Origin of the sequence: Corynebacterium felinum (genome assembly GCF_030408755.1) — a bacterium.
Classification (GTDB): Bacteria; Actinomycetota; Actinomycetes; order Mycobacteriales; family Mycobacteriaceae; genus Corynebacterium; species Corynebacterium felinum.
Map to the genome: position 1 here is coordinate 1,071,099 of NZ_CP047209.1, position 21,108 is coordinate 1,092,206.

The 21,108-nt window shown below is 52.3% G+C and carries 18 protein-coding genes; 7 read left to right on the forward strand and 11 right to left on the reverse strand.

All coding sequences use genetic code 11. The annotated features are described in order from the left end of the window. The first annotated feature begins 6 nt into the window (after positions 1-6). Positions 7-1,533, forward strand: coding sequence for a PTS ascorbate transporter subunit IIC (ulaA, locus tag CFELI_RS04710; RefSeq protein ID WP_277105363.1), 1,527 nt, complete (start codon positions 7-9; stop codon positions 1,531-1,533). A 101-nt stretch (positions 1,534-1,634) separates the two neighbouring features. Here ulaA and CFELI_RS04715 read toward each other — a convergent pair whose 3' ends face one another. Continuing rightward, entirely contained in the window at positions 1,635-3,068 is a 1,434-nt protein-coding gene (locus CFELI_RS04715) for an aldehyde dehydrogenase family protein (protein ID WP_277105362.1), read from the reverse strand. Between the two features lie 319 nt (positions 3,069-3,387). Here CFELI_RS04715 and CFELI_RS04720 point away from each other — a divergent pair, with 319 nt between their 5' ends. Further along, positions 3,388-4,872 (forward strand): NAD(P)/FAD-dependent oxidoreductase, encoded by a 1,485-nt coding sequence (locus tag CFELI_RS04720; protein WP_277105361.1) that lies wholly within the window; start codon positions 3,388-3,390, stop codon positions 4,870-4,872. Positions 4,873-4,959: 87 nt separating this feature from the next. Here the strand turns inward: CFELI_RS04720 and CFELI_RS04725 are convergent, their stop codons facing one another. From CFELI_RS04725 to CFELI_RS04750, 6 genes are all read right to left on the reverse strand, one after another. Continuing rightward, positions 4,960-6,009 (reverse strand): IS3 family transposase, encoded by a 1,050-nt coding sequence (locus CFELI_RS04725; RefSeq protein WP_290259046.1) that lies wholly within the window; start codon positions 6,007-6,009, stop codon positions 4,960-4,962. A gap of 44 nt (positions 6,010-6,053) precedes the next feature. After that, entirely contained in the window at positions 6,054-6,536 is a 483-nt protein-coding gene (locus tag CFELI_RS04730; protein ID WP_290258973.1) for a hypothetical protein, read from the reverse strand. Positions 6,537-6,647: 111 nt separating this feature from the next. Further along, positions 6,648-7,298, reverse strand: coding sequence for an Eco29kI family restriction endonuclease (locus CFELI_RS04735; RefSeq protein ID WP_277105556.1), 651 nt, complete (start codon positions 7,296-7,298; stop codon positions 6,648-6,650). Between the two features lies 1 nt (position 7,299). Beyond that, complete coding sequence (locus CFELI_RS04740; RefSeq protein WP_277105555.1) at positions 7,300-8,499, reverse strand: DNA cytosine methyltransferase; 1,200 nt, start codon at positions 8,497-8,499, stop codon at positions 7,300-7,302. 203 nt (positions 8,500-8,702) lie between these two features. Beyond that, positions 8,703-9,653, reverse strand: coding sequence for a NaeI family type II restriction endonuclease (locus CFELI_RS04745; protein WP_277105554.1), 951 nt, complete (start codon positions 9,651-9,653; stop codon positions 8,703-8,705). A gap of 14 nt (positions 9,654-9,667) precedes the next feature. After that, a complete protein-coding gene (locus CFELI_RS04750; RefSeq protein WP_277105563.1) occupies positions 9,668-10,720 on the reverse strand; it encodes a DNA cytosine methyltransferase in 1,053 nt (350 codons plus the stop codon). Between the two features lie 420 nt (positions 10,721-11,140). Here CFELI_RS04750 and CFELI_RS04755 point away from each other — a divergent pair, with 420 nt between their 5' ends. The 5 genes from CFELI_RS04755 to CFELI_RS04775 all read left to right on the forward strand — a co-directional run bounded on the left by CFELI_RS04755 (position 11,141) and on the right by CFELI_RS04775 (position 17,003). Beyond that, a complete protein-coding gene (locus CFELI_RS04755) occupies positions 11,141-13,309 on the forward strand; it encodes a DEAD/DEAH box helicase (protein ID WP_277105553.1) in 2,169 nt (722 codons plus the stop codon). Positions 13,310-13,788: 479 nt separating this feature from the next. After that, positions 13,789-14,424, forward strand: a complete 636-nt coding sequence (locus CFELI_RS04760) for a DUF3558 family protein (RefSeq protein WP_290259605.1) — start codon at positions 13,789-13,791, stop codon at positions 14,422-14,424. 145 nt (positions 14,425-14,569) lie between these two features. Continuing rightward, positions 14,570-14,896, forward strand: a complete 327-nt coding sequence (locus CFELI_RS04765) for a hypothetical protein (protein ID WP_290259608.1) — start codon at positions 14,570-14,572, stop codon at positions 14,894-14,896. Further along, positions 14,866-15,204, forward strand: a complete 339-nt coding sequence (locus tag CFELI_RS04770) for a hypothetical protein (protein WP_277105550.1) — start codon at positions 14,866-14,868, stop codon at positions 15,202-15,204. Before CFELI_RS04765 ends, CFELI_RS04770 begins: the two co-directional genes overlap by 31 nt. Then, positions 15,201-17,003 carry a hypothetical protein gene (locus CFELI_RS04775; protein ID WP_277105549.1) on the forward strand — a complete coding sequence of 601 codons (1,803 nt, stop codon included), beginning with the start codon at positions 15,201-15,203 and terminating at the stop codon, positions 17,001-17,003. The genes CFELI_RS04770 and CFELI_RS04775 overlap by 4 nt, the downstream gene beginning before the upstream one ends. A 39-nt stretch (positions 17,004-17,042) precedes the next feature. Here CFELI_RS04775 and CFELI_RS04780 read toward each other — a convergent pair whose 3' ends face one another. The 4 genes from CFELI_RS04780 to CFELI_RS04795 form a co-directional block, all read right to left on the reverse strand. After that, positions 17,043-17,717 (reverse strand): response regulator transcription factor, encoded by a 675-nt coding sequence (locus tag CFELI_RS04780; RefSeq protein WP_277105548.1) that lies wholly within the window; start codon positions 17,715-17,717, stop codon positions 17,043-17,045. 89 nt (positions 17,718-17,806) lie between these two features. Then, positions 17,807-19,321, reverse strand: a complete 1,515-nt coding sequence (locus tag CFELI_RS04785; protein WP_277105547.1) for a sensor histidine kinase — start codon at positions 19,319-19,321, stop codon at positions 17,807-17,809. Further along, positions 19,281-19,703, reverse strand: a complete 423-nt coding sequence (locus tag CFELI_RS04790; protein ID WP_277105546.1) for a hypothetical protein — start codon at positions 19,701-19,703, stop codon at positions 19,281-19,283. Before CFELI_RS04790 ends, CFELI_RS04785 begins: the two co-directional genes overlap by 41 nt. A 93-nt stretch (positions 19,704-19,796) precedes the next feature. Further along, positions 19,797-21,026, reverse strand: a complete 1,230-nt coding sequence (locus CFELI_RS04795; RefSeq protein WP_277105545.1) for a glycerate kinase family protein — start codon at positions 21,024-21,026, stop codon at positions 19,797-19,799. Positions 21,027-21,108 lie beyond the last annotated feature (82 nt).

The following is a 21,108-nucleotide window of genomic DNA, read 5'->3' on the forward strand; positions in this document are numbered from 1 at the left end:
CACACAATGGACATCATCACCGCCATCCCCGGATTCCTCGTCAACGAAATCCTCTCCGTCCCCGCCTTCCTCATCGGCATCATCACCGCCATTGGCCTTGCCGCCATGAAACGCTCCACCGGCCAAGTCATCGGCGGCGCAATCAAAGCCACACTCGGCTTCCTCCTCATCGGCGCCGGCGCCTCACTCGTTGTCGCCTCCCTCGAACCCCTCGGCGCCATGATCACCGGCGCCACCGGCGCCCAAGGCGTGGTGCCCACCAACGAAGCAATCGTCGGCATTGCCCAAGAAAAATACGGCTCCCAAGTCGCCTGGATCATGATCATCGGCTTCGGCATCTCGCTCATCCTGGCGAGGTTCACCCGACTACGCTACGTCTTCCTCACCGGCCACCACGTGCTCTTCATGGCCACAATGGCCACCATCATCTTCGCCACCGCCGGCTGGCGCCCATGGCTCTCGATCACCCTTGGCTCCATCGGACTCGCCATCCTCATGGTCTCACTTCCCGCCTTCGCACACCCCTTCACCCGCAAAATCACCGGCAACGACTCCATCGCCATCGGCCACTTCGGCACCCTTGGCTACATCACCGCCGCCAGCGTGGGCAAAGCAGTCGGCAAAAACAGCAAATCCACCGAAGACATGAAACTGCCTGAGGGACTCCGCTTCCTCCGCGACTCCATGGTCTCCACCGCACTATCCATGGCCTTGATGTATATCGTGCTTGCCATCTTGTTCATGGTGCGCGCCGGGTCGCAGGAGGCGTTCACCGCGTTTGATAACGGTGCTTCTTCGGTCGGTAACTACCTTGTGCAGTCCTTTACTCAGGGCCTCCAATTCGGTGTCGCGGTGGCAGTCATCCTCTTCGGTGTGCGTACCGTGCTTGGTGAGCTGGTGCCTGCGTTCCAGGGTATTGCGGCGAAGGTGGTGCCTGGTGCTATCCCTGCACTGGATTGCCCGATTGTGTTCCCTTATGCGCAAAACGCTGTGCTGATTGGTTTCATTTTCTCCTTCCTCGGCGGCCTTGTGGGGCTTGCCACGTTATCGTTCTGGCTCAACCCCGCCTTTGGTCTTGCTTTGATCCTGCCTGGTCTGGTGCCCCATTTCTTTACCGGTGGTGCTGCTGGCGTGTATGGCAATGCGACTGGTGGTCGCCGCGGTGCGATGCTGGGCGCGTTCGCCAACGGTCTACTGATCACTTTCCTGCCGTCCATTTTGCTGGGTGTGTTGGGTGAGTTCGGTGGTGCGAATACTACGTTCGGCGATGCTGATTTTGGCTGGTTTGGTATTGCGATTGGCCAGGCCGCCACGTTGAGCGTGGTTTCCGCTGTGATCGTAGTCATCGTGATTTATGCGATCATTCTCGTTGCTGCAATTGCGGTGCAGAAGCGCTGTGTCGACGCCGTGACCATCGCCACCCCCACCAACAGCTCTGAACAGCAGCAGACCCCCACCCAACCTATCTCCAAGCAGTATCCGAAGATCCTGCCCCCAGCCGGTGCCCCGATGCCACCGAAAACTGTGAGCTAGACACGCAACACTAATCAAGGGCCTGACTCCGATATGACAAAAAGGAATCAGGCCCTGTGTGCTGTCTCAGAAAGCTATGGAAAACCACGAGCATTATCTGATCAGCTGAGATCAATCACACCTGTGCGTAGATCACTCATGTCGAGCAGGGTGTGCTTGCCGCCAATGCGACCCCAGCCGGTGCGGGTTCCGCCCACACCGCCGAAGGGCATGTTGATATCCCAATAACCATTGCTGTCATTGACAATCACTTGGCCGGTGCGCATGTTTTCCACAAAGTAGTATGCGCGGGCGAAATCTTTCGTAAACACCGCGCCCTGCAGGCCAAGTGCGTCTTGATTAGCCAAGCGCAAAAGATCCTCATCGTCTTCGCCCACAATGATCGGAACCACAGGACCGAAGGTTTCATCCGTGCTCAGCAAACTCTTTTCATCCACGTTATCCACCACGGTGAATTCGTAGTAGAGGTCAGTGGGGAAGTCTTTGCTGCGGTTGCCGCCCACAACAATATCGAAGCCCAACTCACGCGCTTGATTCAGATGCTCATCCACCTTGCTTGCGGTGCGTTCGTTATTCATGGGGCCAAGGGTGGTCTTTTCATCGAAAGGATCACCAAGCACGGCTTCTGCGGCGGCTTTCTTCACTTCCTCCACAAATTCCTTGTGCACATTCCGATGCACCAACACGCGACCGGTAGCGCAGCACACTTGGCCCGCGTTGTAATATGCGCCAACCACGGCTGCTTGAGCGGCTTTGGCAAGATCAGCATCATCCAAAACCACCACCGGCCCATTTCCGGACGCTTCAATGATACACCGCTTCAAACCGGCTGTTTTGACAATCTTCTCCGCAGTTGCGGAGGAACCAATAAATCCGATCGCATCAATACCCTCATGGGCGACCAGCTTCGCCCCGAAGTCACCTTCACCGGGGAGGATATTGACCAAACCGGGTGGAAGTCCTGCTTCTTCCAAAATCTCAACCATTGTGAGCAAGGTCAGTGCGGTATGTGTTGGGGGTTTAACAACCAGTGCATTGCCAGTGGCAAGACCAGGGGCTGCGAACTCGGAGAACATGAGCACTGGGAAGTTCCAGGGGATGACGATTGCCCATGTTCCTACTGCTTGGTAGAAGGTCCACATGCGCTTATTGGTGTCATGGGTGGGTAGGGTTTCACCGTGCAACCGCACTGCATCTTCGGCGTGCAGGTGGAACAAAACTGCGGTTTCATCAACGTCGGCATAGGATTCGGTGATGGGTTTTCCCTGTTCCAAGGTGAGCAGATGGGATAGTTTTTCGCGGTTGGCTGCAATGAGATCACCAACTTTGTGCAGGATTTCTGCCCGCTGCCATACCCCCACCTTGCGCCATTGTGCTTGTCCTTTGCGTGCCACGGCGATTGCGTGGTTGAGGTCTGCTTCGGTGGGTACGGATAGTTGGGCGATGACTTCACCGGTGACGGGGCTGGTGATGGGTGTTGTGTTCCCGTCGGAGGAATCAACGTACTTTCCGTCAATATAGAGCTGGGTTTGCATTAGGACACCTCTCTTGGAAAATGTGGTGTGTGAAATGAACAGTGTGTACGCCCGATCAGCAGCCGATCAACACTGTGTAAAACCGCGTGTGATATGCGCTTATTTCTCATTTTTGCGTGTGTGTTTGCCTGTGAACGGGAATATGGTGCCCACCCTATACATGGGTGTGATTCCTGCGCTAGGGTGGGTGGTGGGGATTGGGGATTTTTAACCCCATGCATCACCCCCAGTACTCAAGAAATATACATCCCACCTGTGGTTTTAATGCCCTAAATAAGGTGTGAGATTTGCATGAGATGATTCTAGGAGAGTTTCTACGATGTCGAAAAACCTCGTCCGCGCACTGCTCAGTGTCCTCCCGATAGAAAAGTTTCGAAAGCCTACTCCGCTAACGTCTTATTCTCAGCGGTTGCAGCATGATTCGGCGATGTTGGCTGCGGCATTGGCTGAGGCTTCGTCTACTCCTTTTTGGTTGGATAGTGAAGATCGTCCGGCGGCTCGGTTGAGTTTGAGTACTGATTTGGCGGCTGATCTTGTTGTGGTGGGTGGGGGATTTTGTGGATTGTGGACTGCGCTGATTGCCAAGCAGCGGCATCCTGAGTGGGAAGTGGTGTTGTTGGAGAAAAGGCGCATCGCGTGGGCTGCTAGCGGGCGCAACGGTGGGTTTTGCGAGGCTGAACTTACTCATGGTGAGGAAAATGGGCGTCTGCATTTTGCTGATGAATTAAATATCATTCGTGAGTTGGCGGCTGAAAATTTTGCTGCGTTGGAGCGCACAATTGAGCAGTTCGGTATTGATGCGGAATATGAGAATACTGGTGTGATGGTGGTGGCTACGGAGCCGCATCAGGTGCCGAGTGTGACTGCGAAGCCTGAATTGCTAATTGATCTTGATTCGAAGCATGGTCATGGGCAGTCACCGTTGTATTTGGCGGCGATGAAGAAGTTGGAGGGTTATTCTTTTGTGCATCCTGCGAAGCTGGCGTGGGGGCTTGCCGACGCCGCCAGCAGCTTGGGTGTGAAGATTTACGAAAACACAAAGGTGACTGAGCTTGAAGAATCTTTCAATTCTGGGGCGAAATGTACTCTGGTGCATACGCCTGAGGGGGTTGTGACTGCGAAGAAGGTGGCGTTGGCTACTAATGTTTTTCCAGCACTGGTGAAAAAACTGCAGTTGTTTACTGTGCCTATCTATGACTATGCGCTCGTGACGGACCCCTTGACTCAGGAGCAATTGGAGTCTATCGACTGGACGAAGCGTAACGGCATTACTGATTCCGGCAAGGAGTTTCATTATTACCGCAAGACGCAAGACAATCGGATTTTGTTTGGGGGCTGGGATGCGGTGTATCACTTTGGGCGTCAGGTGAAGGATTCGCAGGATCAAAGCTATGAGACGTTTATGCGCCTGGCTGATCACTTTTATTCCACCTTCCCTGCGCTTAAGGGTGTGCGGTTTAGCCATGCGTGGGGTGGCGCGATTGATATGTCGACCCAATTGGTGGCGTTCCATTGGGTGAATAAGCAGAAGACGATTGCCTATAGCGCTGGCTATACCGGTTTGGGCGTGTGCGCAACCAGGTTTGGTGCTGAGACGATGCTTGATCTTTTGGAGGGCTTGGATACGCCACGCACGCGGTTGAAGATGGCTAATAAGCTGCCCATCCCGATCCCTCCTGAGCCTTTGACGTTCCCCCTTACTTTCCTCATGCGCCGCGCCGTACAAAAATCTGACGCCAACGGCGGCAAGGACGGCCTGCTGCTTCGCATCGCAAGCTTTTTCAAGATTGGATTTGATTCCTAAGAACAAGTGGTGAGTGTATAGGTGCGGCGCTTATTGTCAATTACTTGTGAAAATTGGGGGTAGTTGGGGGTGTTTTGTAGGTGTGTGTTATTGCATTAATTCGTTGATGAGGGTTGTGTTTCCTTGGTGCTCGGGGGTGTTGGTGAGATTGAAGTAGACCTCAGGTTCGGGCGTGCGTACGCGTGGGCGTTGGTGTCTAAATCGTGTGGGGTTTTGTTCGTAGAGCCGTTGTTTGGCGGAGTTGCGTATTGCCCAGGTTCCTTTCCAGGTGTTGGTTAGTATTTGGTGTGGGGTGAAAAACTCGAGTGCTGAATGCGCGCGTGTGGTGTTGTAGTAGTCTACCCAGGTGCGTATCCAGTTTCGGGCGTGGTTTTTATCCTCGAAAACTTTCGGGTAGGTGGGATCGTTTTTCAAGGTGGCAAAGGATGATTCCACGTGGGGGTTATCGTCACTGATGCGTGGGCGTGAATGTGATCGAACAATGCCATGGGTTTGGCAGAATTGCTGCATTTTTCTTGATTTCATTGAAGTCCCGTTATCGGAATGGATCATTTCAACCTGATGGCCTTGTTTGGTAGCAGTGGCGATGATCTGGGTGAAGATTTCTTCGGCGACAGTGGTGTTGGGCTGGTCATCAATACCCCATCCGACGATGGCGCGTGAATACAGGTCCACAACACAGTGCAGATACGTATTGTGCCCTCGTGTAAGTAGTGGCAGTGTGGTGATATCCCACACCAGGGTTTGATACGGTTTGGTCGCAACAAGCTGTGGCGGGGTTGTCCGCGGTGTTTTACTCACACGCACAGCGGTGGTTTTAGGTCCACGGCTGACACACGTAGGTGTCTTTGACATACGGTAGTAGCTGCTTAAACTTGCCAAGACCTGCCCGTGATCCCACTGCTGGTAGTACACCTGTTGGATGGGTACTTCTGGTGTGGCATCAAGTTGTTTGCAGATCAGTGTACGTTCCTGGTCTGTGAGCATCACGTCTTTACGCCGCAACCGATGCGGGGTGGGGTTGTGCTTGCGTCGATAGCCTGGATGAAGGCGTTCATGCAGGCTAGAAGGCGCAAGCCCAGTAAGCTTGTGGCATCGTGTTTTCGGTATGGTCAAATCAACCAAAGCGTAGAACAAGGAAAGATCTTCGGTTACGAACGCATCGAAACGTTCTTGTTGTTCTACTGTGAGGATTTTTCCGCCTTGCCGTGTGGCTCGCCAAGATCGTGCAAGACGGCAATAGCTTTTCCCAACGCATCAGCAGCCTTTTCCCACTTACTAGCCTCAGCATCTTTTAATGCAAGTTGGCGGGCAAATTCTTTCCGATCACGCTCAGCTTGAGCGCTATGTTCAGCAAGCTTACGAACCAACTTTTCCTGTTCCCGCTCGGCTTGGGCTTGCTGCTGGGCTAAAAGCTCTCGGAGTCGTTGTACCTCTGAAATATCACGCTTTGTCATACTCCCAGTCTTACGGGGAAAACGCTCATTGTCGAGATCACCATCAGCCAACGCAGAAATCCACTTCCGAATCACATGCGGACGCAGCCCTAAACTTTCAGCATAAGGAGTCTTCTCACCCCGCCGTAGCTTGACATAACGCAACGCAATCTCACGCTGCTGCGCGGGGGTAAACGACGAAGCCACAACATGAACTTCCATACTCATGAATCCTTCCTAGAAACCATTCACAAGTAGTCTGACAATTATTGGGAGACCGATGTAGTTGAACGACAACGCTATCAAAACAATAGTTGTCAGACTGCTTGTGAATGAAGGTTATTCAAAAGAATGGGCTATTTCGTTTTCAACTCTCGAAAACGGGTCTCCCACCTCATTTAAGTATTTCTCTGCTTCTCTAGAGATTTCTGAGGCGGTTTCATTTCGATCGTTTAATCGGGTTGCCCATTTTCTTCCAGGATGGAGTGTGTCCCAGCGGGGTCGTTGTCCCTTATATCGACCGCTGCCTGGATCATGGTTTCCTAAACCATCAACTATCTTATTCCAAAGAGGTTGATGTAGCCGCACAGAGATAATTTCTGCAAGTGGTATCCAAGTCGGCATGACAGGTAGGGCCCTAACCCAAAAATCCTGAACAATAAGATTCGTAGCAGCAGCTATGGATTTGCGGTGGTCTAGAATGCGTTTAAAGAGCTTTGTTCCTGCTGCTTCATTGAAGTAGTCAGCTGATCCCTTACGAGCGTTTTCTGCTTCTGCTTTGCCGATGTATATTGCCCACGATCCAAGGAGTTTGCGATTGGATTCTGCAAGAAGTCGATATGGTTCAAAATCTCCTGTGTAGTAGAGAGCATATACACCGGCTCCCTCAAACTGTTCCAATTTATCTAGTCGATGGATTTTTTGGTTGTCAAGGGCAATGGCAATTGACTTCTCCAAATTTTCATAAGAAAGTGGATCAAATGCTTTCAATTTAGACCACCTTCAGATGCTGAGTGTAATTTTTCAAGTTCCGTTCTCCTGAAGTTGCTGACTCAAGGTGCGACACCACGCTAGACATAACAATTTGAGCTAGATGGACTGGAACAGCATTCCCTAGCTGACGAAGTGCTTCAGTCCATGCTCCGTGCAATGCATAGTCATCAGGGAAAGTCTGAATTCGGGCGGCTTCGCGTACTGTGTAATAGCGGACTGAGCCGTCAGGGTACAGGATCATATTTTCACCTCCAGGTACTCCATGCACGCCGGCTTTCAATGCCTTTGAAGGGGAGTCCAGTGGCGACCCCGTGTGTCCGGGATAGGAACGTGCACCGTCTTTAAAATCATGATCAAGCCATTTGCTACTCTTTTTCCCTGCAGCCGATCGAGGGTCGGGTAGTCCTTGGAGTGCTTGCCTCACTGTAACCCACGGTAAAAGTCCATCATCCACAGGTTTACGCCTAATAGTGATCCGTGCTGAAGTTGGAACTTCCATTTCTTCCCAATATTTTCCAGTAGATTGAGCTAAAGCGAGTGATCCGCCGCTATGGGTTTGCGATGGAAAAGCCCAATTAGCATCGATATCATTACGAAAACCTACGATAAATAGGCGATGCCTGTGCTGGGGTACGCCAAAGTCCGCAGCATTCACGAGTGTAGTCACGAGGTTGTAACTGGATTCTGAACGAGTAGAAGTATGTTCTCGTTGTAGCCGAGCGAAGTGGTCTCTCCAACTTTCATCTTCACGGGCAACTATGTCGGGGTAAGTAAGACGTAGTTTGATAAATTCCAGATAGTCGGCGAATGATGGGCGGGTAAGACCTTTAACATTTTCGAAAACAAAAGCTTTAGGGCGGAGCTTTTGAATGACGTTAGCTGCAGGCGGAAACATGTCTCGTGAATCGTCAGAGCTTCTAGCAAGTCCCCCTAACGAGAATGGTTGACAGGGAGGTCCTCCGGTCACTAGGTCAACTTCGCGAGATTGGATAATGGAATCCCAATCTACTTCGCGAATATCGGCTTCAATCACATTGAGTCCACTTACAAGTGGATGCTGAGCTGCTGCATTTTCGCGCATAGTTTGGCATGCCCAGTGGTTCCACTCCACTGCTGCCAAATGTTCGACTCCGGCTAATGAGGACCCAAGCAACAGGCCTCCTCCACCAGCGAATAACTCAACTCCACAAATTGACATGTTTAGAGAATACCTTAGTTTGAAGGAAGGATAGAGACGTGTTCGCAGTCGTTTTGTGGACTGCATGGTTCGAAAAAAGTTTCAAGGGGGCGGGGTGCGATTTAGCATTTGTGAGTGCGGATGTACAACCCCGAAATAGGATCGCCCAGTTATGATATGCACTCTACGTCGTGGAAAGCCTGTTTGTACAAAACTTACAGATCCTAGTTTCGGGATGACGGATTTGGAACTTTTGGGGCTGACTCAATGAGATCATTTTCAGAAGCAACACACCAGTGTGTGTTGTTAATGATCGCTGTGTGCGGGGTAGTGGGGTTGCAATTGGAGCTTAAGCGAATAGCGACCATTTCGCCGTGGTTTGGCACAACAATGTTGAGGTCTTCGGCGATCTTGCGGTGCGCGAGATAGTCCCCACCCAAAATGATGATCCCCTCAGGTGCAAGCCGGGAACGCGAACCGCCGTTATAGCGTACCCGCTTCATATAGTCCTCCTGCTGGGCCACCGTCGCAATCACATTGCGAGAAACAATCCGCCCCAACGTGCGGCGAAAAAGTTCATCCACGCGCTTGGCACCACTCGGTTGGCCCATAATTCCATCCACCACATCCTGAGGAAGCTTCAACAAAATATTCTCTGGAAGAGAGTTCGCCTGCCAACACCAAGCGATAGCAGACCTACCTTTTGCAGTAATCGAACGCTTCAAGTCACGATTTTTGCCCTGAGTCAAAATCGACTCAGTGATCCGAACAAAACCCAAATGCCAGTAGCTTGTACGGTCATCAGCATGAACCACCACGGCAAAATGCCCCAGAGCCTCCCGTGGAATCATCCAGCCAAACGGGTGCTTCGAATACTTGCAATCGACATCCACACCATCAATAGCGAAATCCATCTGAACACCGTCAGAAAGAAACCCATCAAGAGCACGGCGCAAATAAATCTCAACCAAAGAACCCACATGGGCAGCCTCAGTCTTGGTCACCTGATCAATCGAAAAACGCCCCGTATGCTGGCCGTCATAAACTAAATCCAAAGCTTTACGAATCGCCCGTGCACACAACACGCCATCAGGATCAAAATCCATCAGCTTCTGAGCCAACTCCAACGAAACAGGATCTGGGGCAGGAACAGAAGAAGATGAAAGATCAGACATGGTGCACAACAGCCTTAGGTGAAAATCGGGATACTAGAAGCAGCCGCAGGGCATTGATCCTGGGCAAGTTCCACTTTATGCAGTGCATCGCGAATCGCGCAGCCAATTGCCGCAGCAACCGGTGGGGGAAACGCATTACCCACCTGACGCCACTGCGCAGTCTTGCCACCAGCCCACTGCCAATCCTCAGGAAAACCCTGAATCACACCACCCATAGGGACCGTGAGTCGAGGCAAATTATCTTCATCGCCCACAGGGAAATCCTCATGCGGTGGCTCCTCAGCAATAGAAGAACCCTTGACCCCAAGTTTCTTCCACGCCTCCCGTGCACGCGACGGCCCCACATCAGGTCCGCCATGCTTCTTCGAACCACCCACTAGCGTTGGAGCAATAGAAGTTGCCTGCTGCGCCCACAGTTTTGCGCCAGGCCAACCATTAGCACCCATGAGTTTCTCCAAAGCCTCACCAACCGAAGGTGGGTCGCTAACACGCTCCGGCCAGCAAAAATAGTCAGCATACTCATGCTTGAGCGCGACGAGGATGAAGCGCGGACGCAACTGTGGCACACCAAAATCGGAGGCGTAGACCAAACGCCAGAAAACGGAATAGCCCAGAGCGTCAAGTGTGCTGATGATTTCCTGACGGTAAGAATCAAAACGCTTCTGCGCCAAGCCCTTCACATTTTCAAGCAACACGGCACGAGGATTGATCTGGGAGATTAGCTCCAACGCGCGGGGGAATAAGTCGCGTTCATCTTCTGCACCTAACTGCTTACCGGCAACCGAAAACGGTGGGCAAGGGACCCCACCGGCGAAAAGATCAATCGAGTTTGTATAGGCGGCACCATCGAAATCGTGCACATCCATCTCAAACACAGGCCACGGACCGTGGGGGCCGGCCTTCGCGCGGTTTAAACGTAAAGTTTCTGCAGCCCAATTATCAATTTCCACAACGGCGGCATGCGAAAAACCAGCCCGCTCCAAGCCCAAAGCTTGACCGCCAGCGCCAGCGCAAATCTCAAGAGAAGACAAAAGCGGGAGGTTTTCGTTGCTATTCACACCCGCCATTTTCCCAAAAGAACCACGCAAAGTGTTAACACCACAGGCAGTACTGAACTTCGAATCAACAAAAACGCTAGAACTCATACCTTCAACCCTTCCTAGTACAACGCAACCACACAGAATCAGAGTAGAAAACCATCGAAACTTTTTCTCCAGCTTAGCGAATAAAAATACGGACAAAATATGTATTAACTGTATTTTTAATTATTTTTTTCGTATTTTTGTTCTATGATATTGGGGAGTGTGTGGCTGGATGGCGTCGAAAAGCGTACGCTGAGCACGGTAGTGTGGCACGAAACTGCGGTGGGGGAGTTGGCGTCGATAAGCGAGCGGGGCGGTGGTGGCGCGGGTAGCAAATTAGTGCAGGTAGGACGCTGGTCACTAAATTCGCGGTGAGGGCGTTTGGTAGCGTAACGTGGACGAGCAATGAGTATTACCGATGACGCTACCAGCGGCGCGATTGAGCTGGATGAGAATATTGTGTCGGAATCTCAGGAAAATTCGCAGGCAGTCGACGCACCAGTCACCCTTGAACAGGTACTGGTCGAAGATGACGCCAGGGTTGCGGACACTTCTGAGGCCACCGGCTCTACCGAAGACGTAGACAACGAAGAAAAAGACCAGAGTGACTCAGAAGGTGAAACCGCAGCAGTGCCAGCGGGCCCAACTTTCGCTGATTTGGGTCTGCCAAAAGCCGTACTGAAGGCTGTGGCAAAGGTCGGATTCGAAACCCCATCGCCTATCCAGGCGCAAACAATCCCAGTACTGCTAGAAGGACACGACGTCCTGGGTCTCGCGCAGACCGGTACCGGCAAGACCGCAGCATTCGCACTGCCCATCTTGTCGCGTATCGACGCCAAAACGCGCCACCCCCAAGCACTGGTGCTGGCACCTACCCGCGAGCTTGCCCTACAGGTGGCAGACTCCTTCCAATCTTTCGCCGATCACCTCGGTGAAAACATCTCCGTCCTGCCCATCTACGGTGGCCAGGCATATGGCATCCAGCTGTCCGGCCTGCGCCGCGGTGCGCAGATCGTTGTAGGCACCCCAGGTCGAATCATCGACCACCTGCAAAAGGGCTCCCTGGACATCTCCGCCCTGCGCTTCCTCGTGCTCGACGAAGCAGACGAGATGCTCAACATGGGCTTCCAGGAAGATGTTGAGCGCATTCTGGAAGACACCCCAGATGACAAGCAGGTTGCACTGTTCTCCGCAACGATGCCAAACAGCATCCGCCGCATTTCCCGCGAGTACATGAATGATCCGCGCGAAATCCAGGTGAAGTCGCAAACCCGCACCAACACCAACATCACCCAGCGCTTCCTCAACGTTGCACACCGCAACAAGCTGGACGCACTGACCCGCATTCTCGAAGTTACCGAGTTCGAGGCCATGATCATGTTCGTGCGCACCAAGCACGAAACTGAAGAGCTGGCTGAGAAGCTGCGCGCACGCGGATTCTCCGCAGCCGCCATCAACGGTGACATCGCTCAGGCACAGCGTGAGCGCACCGTCGACCAGCTCAAGGACGGCCGTCTCGACATCCTTGTTGCTACCGACGTCGCGGCACGTGGCCTGGACGTTGAGCGCATCTCGCACGTGTTGAACTTCGATATCCCAACCGATACCGAATCGTATGTGCACCGCATCGGCCGTACCGGCCGTGCAGGCCGCAGCGGTGAAGCAATCTTGTTCGTCACCCCACGTGAGCGTCGTTTCCTGCGCAACATTGAGCGCGCAACCAACGCACCGCTGGAAGAGATGAACTTGCCAACCGTGGATGAAGTCAACGCATCCCGCAAGGAAAAGTTCGCCGATTCCATCACCGCATCCCTCGAAGATTCCCAGGTAGCAATCTTCCGCTCCTTGGTCAAGGCATACTCTGAAGAGCATGACGTTCCGCTGGAAGATATTGCAGCTGCACTGGCCACCCAGGCCCGCGCCGGCGATGAATTCCTGCTGAAGGAAATGCCAGCTGAGAAGCGCCGCGACCGTGATCGTGGCGACCGTGGCCGAGACCGTTTCGATCGTGACGATCGTCGTGGTGGACGCGACCGCTTTGACCGCGACGACCGTCGTGGCGACCGCGGTGTCCGTGGCGAGCGCGGCAACCGTTTCGCACGCTCCGACAAGGACATGGCTGTGTACCGTCTTGCCGTGGGCAAGCGTCAGCACGTGCGCCCAGGTGCCATCGTTGGCGCTTTGGCAAACGAGGGTGGCCTGTCCAATAAGGACTTCGGTCGCATCACCATCGCTGTCGACCACACCTTGGTGGAACTGCCCAAGGATCTGCCATCCTCCGTGTTCGACAACCTGCGCGACACCCGCATCTCCGGCCAGCTGATCTCCATGGAACGCGACACCACTGGTGCCTCCATGGATCGTGCTGAGCGCAGCGACCGCGGTGATCGTGGCGGACGCGGCGGTTTCCGCGGTGGCCGTGATCGTGATGATCGTGGCGGACGCGGTGGTTTCCGTGGCGGCCGTGATCGTGATGATCGTGGTGGACGCGGCGGTTTCCGTGGCGGCCGTGACCGCGACGATCGCGGCGGACGTGGCCGTGACCGCGGTGGCGACCGTGGCTGGCGCGACTAGTCTCTAATTAAAGCTTAAGGGCTGGAAGTATACAACGAATCAAGTTGTACACTCCCAGCCCTTGTTCTTATTTTCACCCCTTCACATCAGTAGCAATACTGAACCAAGTGGCGGGGAAATGAGTGTATATCCAGTACTGCGGGGGACTGGAGCAGGGGGAGTGGTGCGTATCGACGCCACCACAACACCCCTTCACTATCACTGCTGGCGCGCATCAAACAAGACGATGTGCGCCATCACTGTGTAATCCAAGGGGCTTGAGACTCAGCCCCGGTAGTGATTGGTTCATCCGATTTTTTCTAATAACCATCAAGAAAAGTTCCGCTCAGCAGGCAGTGCTCTTACAGGCAGCAGTGGGGGTAATTGGGGGACACCCCTGTTTGGGAACGCAAAAGGTGTTTTTTCAGTCTCATATAAATAGAGGCGTTTTGTTGGCGCCTCGGCTAAGACGAGTGTTTTCTACTTGGAGAGGAGAATACGTGAATCTACGTACAGCTTTTATCCCAGTGCTTGTTGCTGCGTGCGTGTTTACATCTGGCTGCGCGGATAACAGTGTCAGCACTGATGCTGGCGCAGCATCGACTGTTGCGCCTGAAACACAGCAGACAGCGCTGCCGTCTGAAACAACACAGCCTGCGTCAGTGTCGTTGATGATTCCGCTTCCACCGGATCGTGAATACGTGGAAGCGTTCGATCCGATGGATCGAACACAAAAACTCTATAACCCCTGCGATGAATTCACTGCTGATGATCTCGCGGAAATAGGGCTAAAAAAAGTGGGTCGGACACGTCACGATGGGTCGTTGATTGATTGTGGCATGAAAAACCCTCATCAACTCGGTGTGTATAACATCGACACACATTTTGTGACTTTTGAAGGGATTAGATCCCGTGGGTTGATGATTGACGCGACGTTCCCAGATGCGGATGATCGGGTGTATTTCAATGAGATTGGCAATGAAGATAAGCACTGCAATGCTGCGGTTAGTACCACTCATGGGCGCCTGAGCGTGGTGTACACCAACATTGGGGGTACGCCACTTGGGCGGGACGTGCTTTGCCGCAGGGCTTATGAAGTACTACAAAAACTGCGGGTCAAGGGCGGTTACGAGTGATTTTTTACCCTGAGACAGCAGCGGGGGCAATTGGGGCTACCCCCGTTTGGGAACGCAAAAGGTGTTTTTTCAGTCTCATATAAATAGAGGCGTTTTGTTGGCGCCTCGGCTAAGACGAGTGTTTTCTACTTGGAGAGGAGAATACGTGAATCTACGTACAGCTTTTATCCCAGTGCTTGTTGCTGCGTGCGTGTTTACATCTGGCTGCGCGGATAACAGTGTCAGCACTGATGCTGGCGCAGCATCGACTGTTGCGCCTGAAACACAGCAGACAGCGCTGCCGTCTGAAACAACACAGCCAGCGTCAGTGTCGTCGATGATTCCGCTTCCACCGGATCGTGAATACGTGGAAGCGTTCGATCCGATGGATCGAACACAAAAACTCTATAACCCCTGCGATGAATTCACTGCTGATGATCTCGCGGAACTAGGGCTAAAAAAGTGGGTCGGACACGTCACGATGGGTCGTTGATTGATTGTGGCATGCAAGTCCCTCATCAATTCGGTGTGTATAACATCGACACACATTTTGTGACTTTTGAAGGGATTAGATCCCGTGGGTTGATGATTGATGCGACGTTCCCAGATGCGGATGATCGGGTGTATTTCAATGAGATTGGCAATGAAGATAAGCACTGCAGTGCTGCGGTTAGTACCACCCATGGCCGTTTGAGCGTGGTTTATACCAATGCTTGGGAAGAGTCACTTGGGCGGGATGAGCTTTGCCGCAGGGCTTTTGAAGTCCTACAAAAAATTCGAGTTAAAGGAGGATACAAATGACATCACTACATATTGATGTTCAGCAACTCGTCGAGAGTATCGACGCGTTGGGATCTATTCACGACTTTGCAGCAATAGGTTCAGCATTTAAGGATACTGGTCTGCTTGATGGTTTTTCTTCTGTGAGTGGTTTGGATCAGATGGGCCGCTATCATGGTCAGGTACTGGAAGGCTCTGTTGGTAGCGCAAAAGAGATGATGGCCGCCTTAAAACGCCAGGTGCAGTGGTTGGGGCGGAATCTTCACGCGAATTTAGATGCGTTATCTGGGATGGATCGGTTTTTCGCTGAAGCGATTGATGCTGTTGAAAATGGTGGCACACCGCAGGTCTCTGGGGTTAGGTATCCGGTACGCCCGGAGCTTGGTTTTGAAGCCTTTGATTTTCCTACGCCTGTGACCTCACGAGCTTCATCGCTTCAGGAGTTATTATCAGGGCTGATGTCAACGAACAATGCTGGGGCGTTGGATGCTGCAGCTACATGGGCGAACCTGTCGACTGATTTATCAGATATGAGCACCAAGTTACGGCAGGTTGCTACTGATATGACCGCATCAAACCGCGGAGAGGTATTTGATGCCGCTGCACCACGAATCATTGAAATGGCGAATGCCAGTGCAAATTTCGCACATAACGCAGGACTGATGTCACAGTCAGTATCACAGCTTGCCATGATCGCACCCTCATTTACATCCGCTGTCGGGGCAGCTATCGCCTCCCTTGAAGCAATGCAAACAACCCAAGTCGGTGCATTAATAAAAAAGCAAGCCGAAGAAATGTATCTAATTGGGTTCAAAGAAGCACTATCAACAAGCATCACAGCAGCGATGCCGGTAATCCGCAATCTCATGGAACCTACATCTGCCGGTACCGGTGGTGGCCAATCACAAGCTGCAATAAGCCAAGGATATGCAGGAGGAGGAATCATGCGAACCTCACAGACTGCCACAGGGATGGGCATTGAACCACACGTACTAGCAGAACAGGTGCTAGATACTGTCGCATCACAACAAGCCACGCTCGGGTTTGACCCGAATGTGGTCAACCCCTTGAATATGCATCAATACCCCGGTGGGGCAAACAGCCTCGGCGCAAGCACCACAAGCTGGGGACCAAATACCGGTGGACCAGGTGGAATGAACCCCATAGCAGGTGCCGGTGGACTAGGTGGAGTGAATACTGCTGGTAGCCAGTCTGGTGCGTTCAACCAGCATGGTACTGGCGGTCGTGGCACCAGTGCTGGAGTCGGCTCAGGTACAGGCTATGGTGTTGGGGGTGCACCAGTTGCAGGTGGGCATGGCTCATCAGGCGGAGTGGGAGCTGGTGGCAGTAACAGTGGTGGTGGTTCTCGTTCCGGTGCAGGTGGTGCATATAATGCTGGTGGGCTTCGCGGAAACGCGGGTGGAACAGGCTCCGGAACAGGCTCCGGGTCGGGGTCTGGTTCGGGGTCTGGTTCGAGCCGGGGTGGCCACGTAGGTGGCGGGGGAACAGGCTCAGGTTCGGGTACAGGGTCGAATGTTGGGCAGGGGTCGTCGGGGGCTGGTGCTGCTGGTTCTTCAGGTCGGGGCTCAACAATGATGGGTGGGGCACCCATGGGTGGTGCTGGCGCTGGGGGTGCCAGTGGTGGTGGGGGTCGTGAGAATCGTCGGCGGACTACACCACGCACACGACGCGGTGGTGTGAAAGGGATACTGCAGCAAGCTGAGCGGGAAGGGAATTTGCGTGACCTTCTAGGTGATGCACCCAAAGTAGTCCCACGCGTGATCGGCGCGGACGTATTCAAACCCCGCGACCAACGCTAAAAAAATAATGGTGGTGGCATCTTTTGCCACCACCATTAACTACTTCAACCTGTAGCCAGAACCACGAATAGTCTCCACACGCTCAGGGCCAATCTTCTTCCGCAACGTCTTGATATACACATCAACCACATTCGAACTCGGATCAAAATCCAAACCCCACACCTGGCTCAGCAAACTCGCGCGCGACAGCACCATCCCCGGGTGGCGCATAAAAGTCTCCAACAAACCCATCTCACGCCGCGACAAATCCTTCCACTTGCCATCCACCTGAACCCGGTGCGTATGCAAATCCAACACCAAACCCTTATGCGTCAGCTGGCTAGTCGACGCCGCCGACTCAGACTTCGCCGGAGAATAATCACTCAAACGCAAACGCACACGCGCCAACAACTCAGCAAACTGAAACGGCTTCGGCATATAATCGTTCGCCCCGCCCTCCAGCGTACGAATCCGATCATCCAAACCCGTACGGGCAGTAAGCACAATGATCGGAATAGTCACCCCCAACGAACGCAACTGGCTCAACACATCAGTGCCATCCATATTGGGCAAACCCAAGTCCAAAATCACCAACTGGTAATCATTTGACAAGATCGTGGCAAAAGCCTCAGGGCCAGTCGTAGCCACATCACAGCTATATCCAGACGACTCCAAACCACGCGCAATAAACTCAGCGATATCGTCATCATCTTCAGCAATCAGAATACGGCTCATCAACGTCCCCTAGAAAAATACTCAAACTTTCCCATGCCTGTAACTAAAAGGCAGACAATGAAAAGCTTATATCTTTAGCGGAAAGTAATCTAGAAAAATGGATCATCAGCCGACTGTACAGGCAAAGTGATACCAAAAGTAGCCCCCTGGCCCTCAACAGACTCCACCCACGCATGGCCACCATGCGCTTGAGCAATAGCCGAAACAATCGAAAGACCCAAACCAGCGCCCTTCTTCGCCACACCCTTATCACTTTGCTCATGCTGCCCGCGGCGGAACCGCTTAAACAAATTCTCCTTAGCCTCCGGCTTCACACCAGGGCCAAAATCACGCACAGAAAAACTCACCGTCTGCGCAGACTCATCAAGAGAAGAACTCAACAAAATTGGAGTTACCTCATCCGTATACTTCACCGCATTACGCACCAACTCCAACACTGCCTCCGTCACCCTCTCAGCATCAAGAAGAACCACACCTTCGGCAATCGCCACTAAATCAGTGCGCCCCTGAGACAACATCGCAGCCTTATCATCCAAACTGATACTCAACTCAGACAAATCACACGGTGCCAAATGCAAGAAATCAGCGGCATTTGCATCTGCAATGGCAAGTGTGAGCAAATCATTGACCATACGGGTCATACGATCCAACTCTTGAGTACACAGCTGAATCGACCGCGTTCGCTGCGCAGCATCGCCCGATTCCAACAACTCCAAATGCCCCCGCACCACCGTAATCGGAGTGCGCAGTTCGTGGCCGGCATCATCAACGAATTGGCGTTGAGCCGCGTAAGCCAAATCAATCCGATCCAACATGCGATTAAAAGTTCGAGCCAACTGCGCAATCTCATCATCTCCATGCACTGGTACTCGAGTTTTTAAATCGGAATCAGAAATCTGGGCAGCTACATCCCTCAATGCCCGCACTGGGACTAAAACTTGAGCAGCAACGAGCCAAGCGATCACGGCGGAGAGTAAAAGCCCTAAAAAACCCAAAGCGGCAAACAACTTGGTTTCTTGAGCAACAGCATCGTAACGTGCAGATGTAAAAACTAAAACTAACAAATAATCAGTTCGGTAGAAAACCTGGTTTTGTTCCTGATTGGAATGCATTTCAGTTCCGATCGGAACCTTCCCCCAATGCACATTCTTGTACTCGGGAGTGCTGGTAATTCCACTATAACTAACATCAGCAATGACTGATCGCAACAATTGTTCATCCAAAGACAAAACAGCAGGTTTCTCTGAAGACTTAAAACCCTGCTGTTGAATTAAATGCGAATCAACGACACCAATTAGAACTTCATTTCTATCGGGAATCTCACGTCGGAGGAAATTCTCCAACAATGATCGAGAATCTGGAAAATCTTGACCGAAATTATCAGAAAAAGATCGAAGCTCCAAAACAGCCTTTTCAACGGAAGCGTTCGCTGAAGTATGAACTTGGCTTCGGCGAACTGTATCTTGTAGAAACACCATTGACGCCAGCGCACTAAAGACCACAACAATGATCCAAATCATAATGCGCCAGCGAATAGAGGCAGTAAAGTGCTTTAATTTCACCTTAATCGTCGTCGTCCCAATCGTCGTCCATGTCATCGACATCCTGATACATCAATGGTGCCTGAGGTTGCACAAAAGCAGGGGGAATCGGAGGTACCTGAATTGGCGGTAACTGTGGCACATGAATGACAGGAGGAACAACATTCTGTGGAACAGCTGCTGGGGGAGCTGGAGCCGGAGCTGGAGCAGGTACTTGCTGCACAGGTTCTGCAGGTAATGGAGTGGGGTCGTTGGCATCAACAGTTTCCAGTGGCTGCTCCGTTGGAGCGGTCTTTTCAGTCGAGCTCACCCGAATGCTCAACGCAGTGGGATCCAAGGTGGGAGGCTTTTTATTTGAAGATAAAGCCGCACCCGCCAACGCCACAATGATTAACAAAATAAGTACACCCGCTAAAGGAGCAAACTTTTTCACGGCTGTAGACATAGTAGACCTCTCAGAAAATAAACTATGGGACACAAATTATCACATTTGCGCTTCTAGTGATTGAATTAGGCTTAACAACAAGCCTTAAACGTCCTAAGCCACGGAGCGAGACTTGTACCGATCAAACTGGCGATCTTCGCTGCGAGCAGCGAGAACACTGCCGAGCTGAAGCATACGCATAGACCTTTCTGCGGCGTCGATAAGCAAATCCTTGCCATTCTCCACGGCATCTTCAAGTGCCATAGGCGAAGTCATAATTGACTCGATTGCAGCGACTCCAACCTCATGTACCTTCGGTGCACCTTTACCCAACGTGCCTGCCAAACCCAAAACTGGGACACCTATGAGTTGCGCACGTCGGGCAATTTCGGCAGGAACCTTACCTTTGGGTGTTTGGAAATCGATCGCTCCCTCAGCAGTGATAATTAAATCAGCCTGCCTAATCAAGTCACTCAAACCTGCATTCGTTCCAGCAGGCAAGTCTTCTAAAAGTACCTCAAAGCGATTCTTAGCCGTTGCTCCTACTGCCATTAAACCAGCGCCTAAACCGCCAGAAGCTCCGGAACCGGCTCCCCTTAGATCGGAGGAAGGGTTAAAGGTATGTTCCAGAAGTGAAGCCCATGTTTCCAACGCACAATCGAGCACTTCCACCTGTTCTGGACTAGCACCTTTCTGAGGTCCAAACACTCGTGCCACCCCTTGGGGCCCAGTGAGCACGTTATGCATATTGCACGCCAGTACTATTTCGGACTCAGCAAGTGCCGGATGTATGTTGGTAACGTCCAACTCTGCTGCGGCCACTAAAGCCGAGCCACCGCGAGCGATTTCATTGCCCTCGGAATTGAGGATACGTAACCCTAAAGCACGCAACGCACCAGCGCCACCATCAGAGGTACCGGAATCACCACAACCAACCACAATTGAACGAATACCGTTGTTCAGCACATCCGCAATGACCTGGCCAACACCGTAAGTACAGGTGGCACCGGGATCACGCATATCACGGGGAACAAGGGATAAACCAGCAGACTGTGCCATTTCAACTACGGCAATACCATGGTCAACAAATTCCAACCACTGCGCCGATACTTCAGCACCAACAGGACCTTGCACATTGATTTTGTGTACCTTGGTACCCGGGCGTGTGGCTAGAATGTCGATACTGCCTTCGCCGCCATCTGCCACGGGGAATGAATCGATGCGAACTGTTGGCAAGACGCGCCGAATACCACAGGAAATAGCTTCTGCAACTTCGACAGCAGTTAAGGACTCTTTGAAGCCAGAAGGGGCGATCAAAATACGTTCGGGTAGATACATAGTCATAAAAATCAAACCTTTCTAAGGGCCGTGTGCAGAAAAATAGTGCACGATGGAAAATGTGGGGAAATGAAATTTGGGAGTGTTT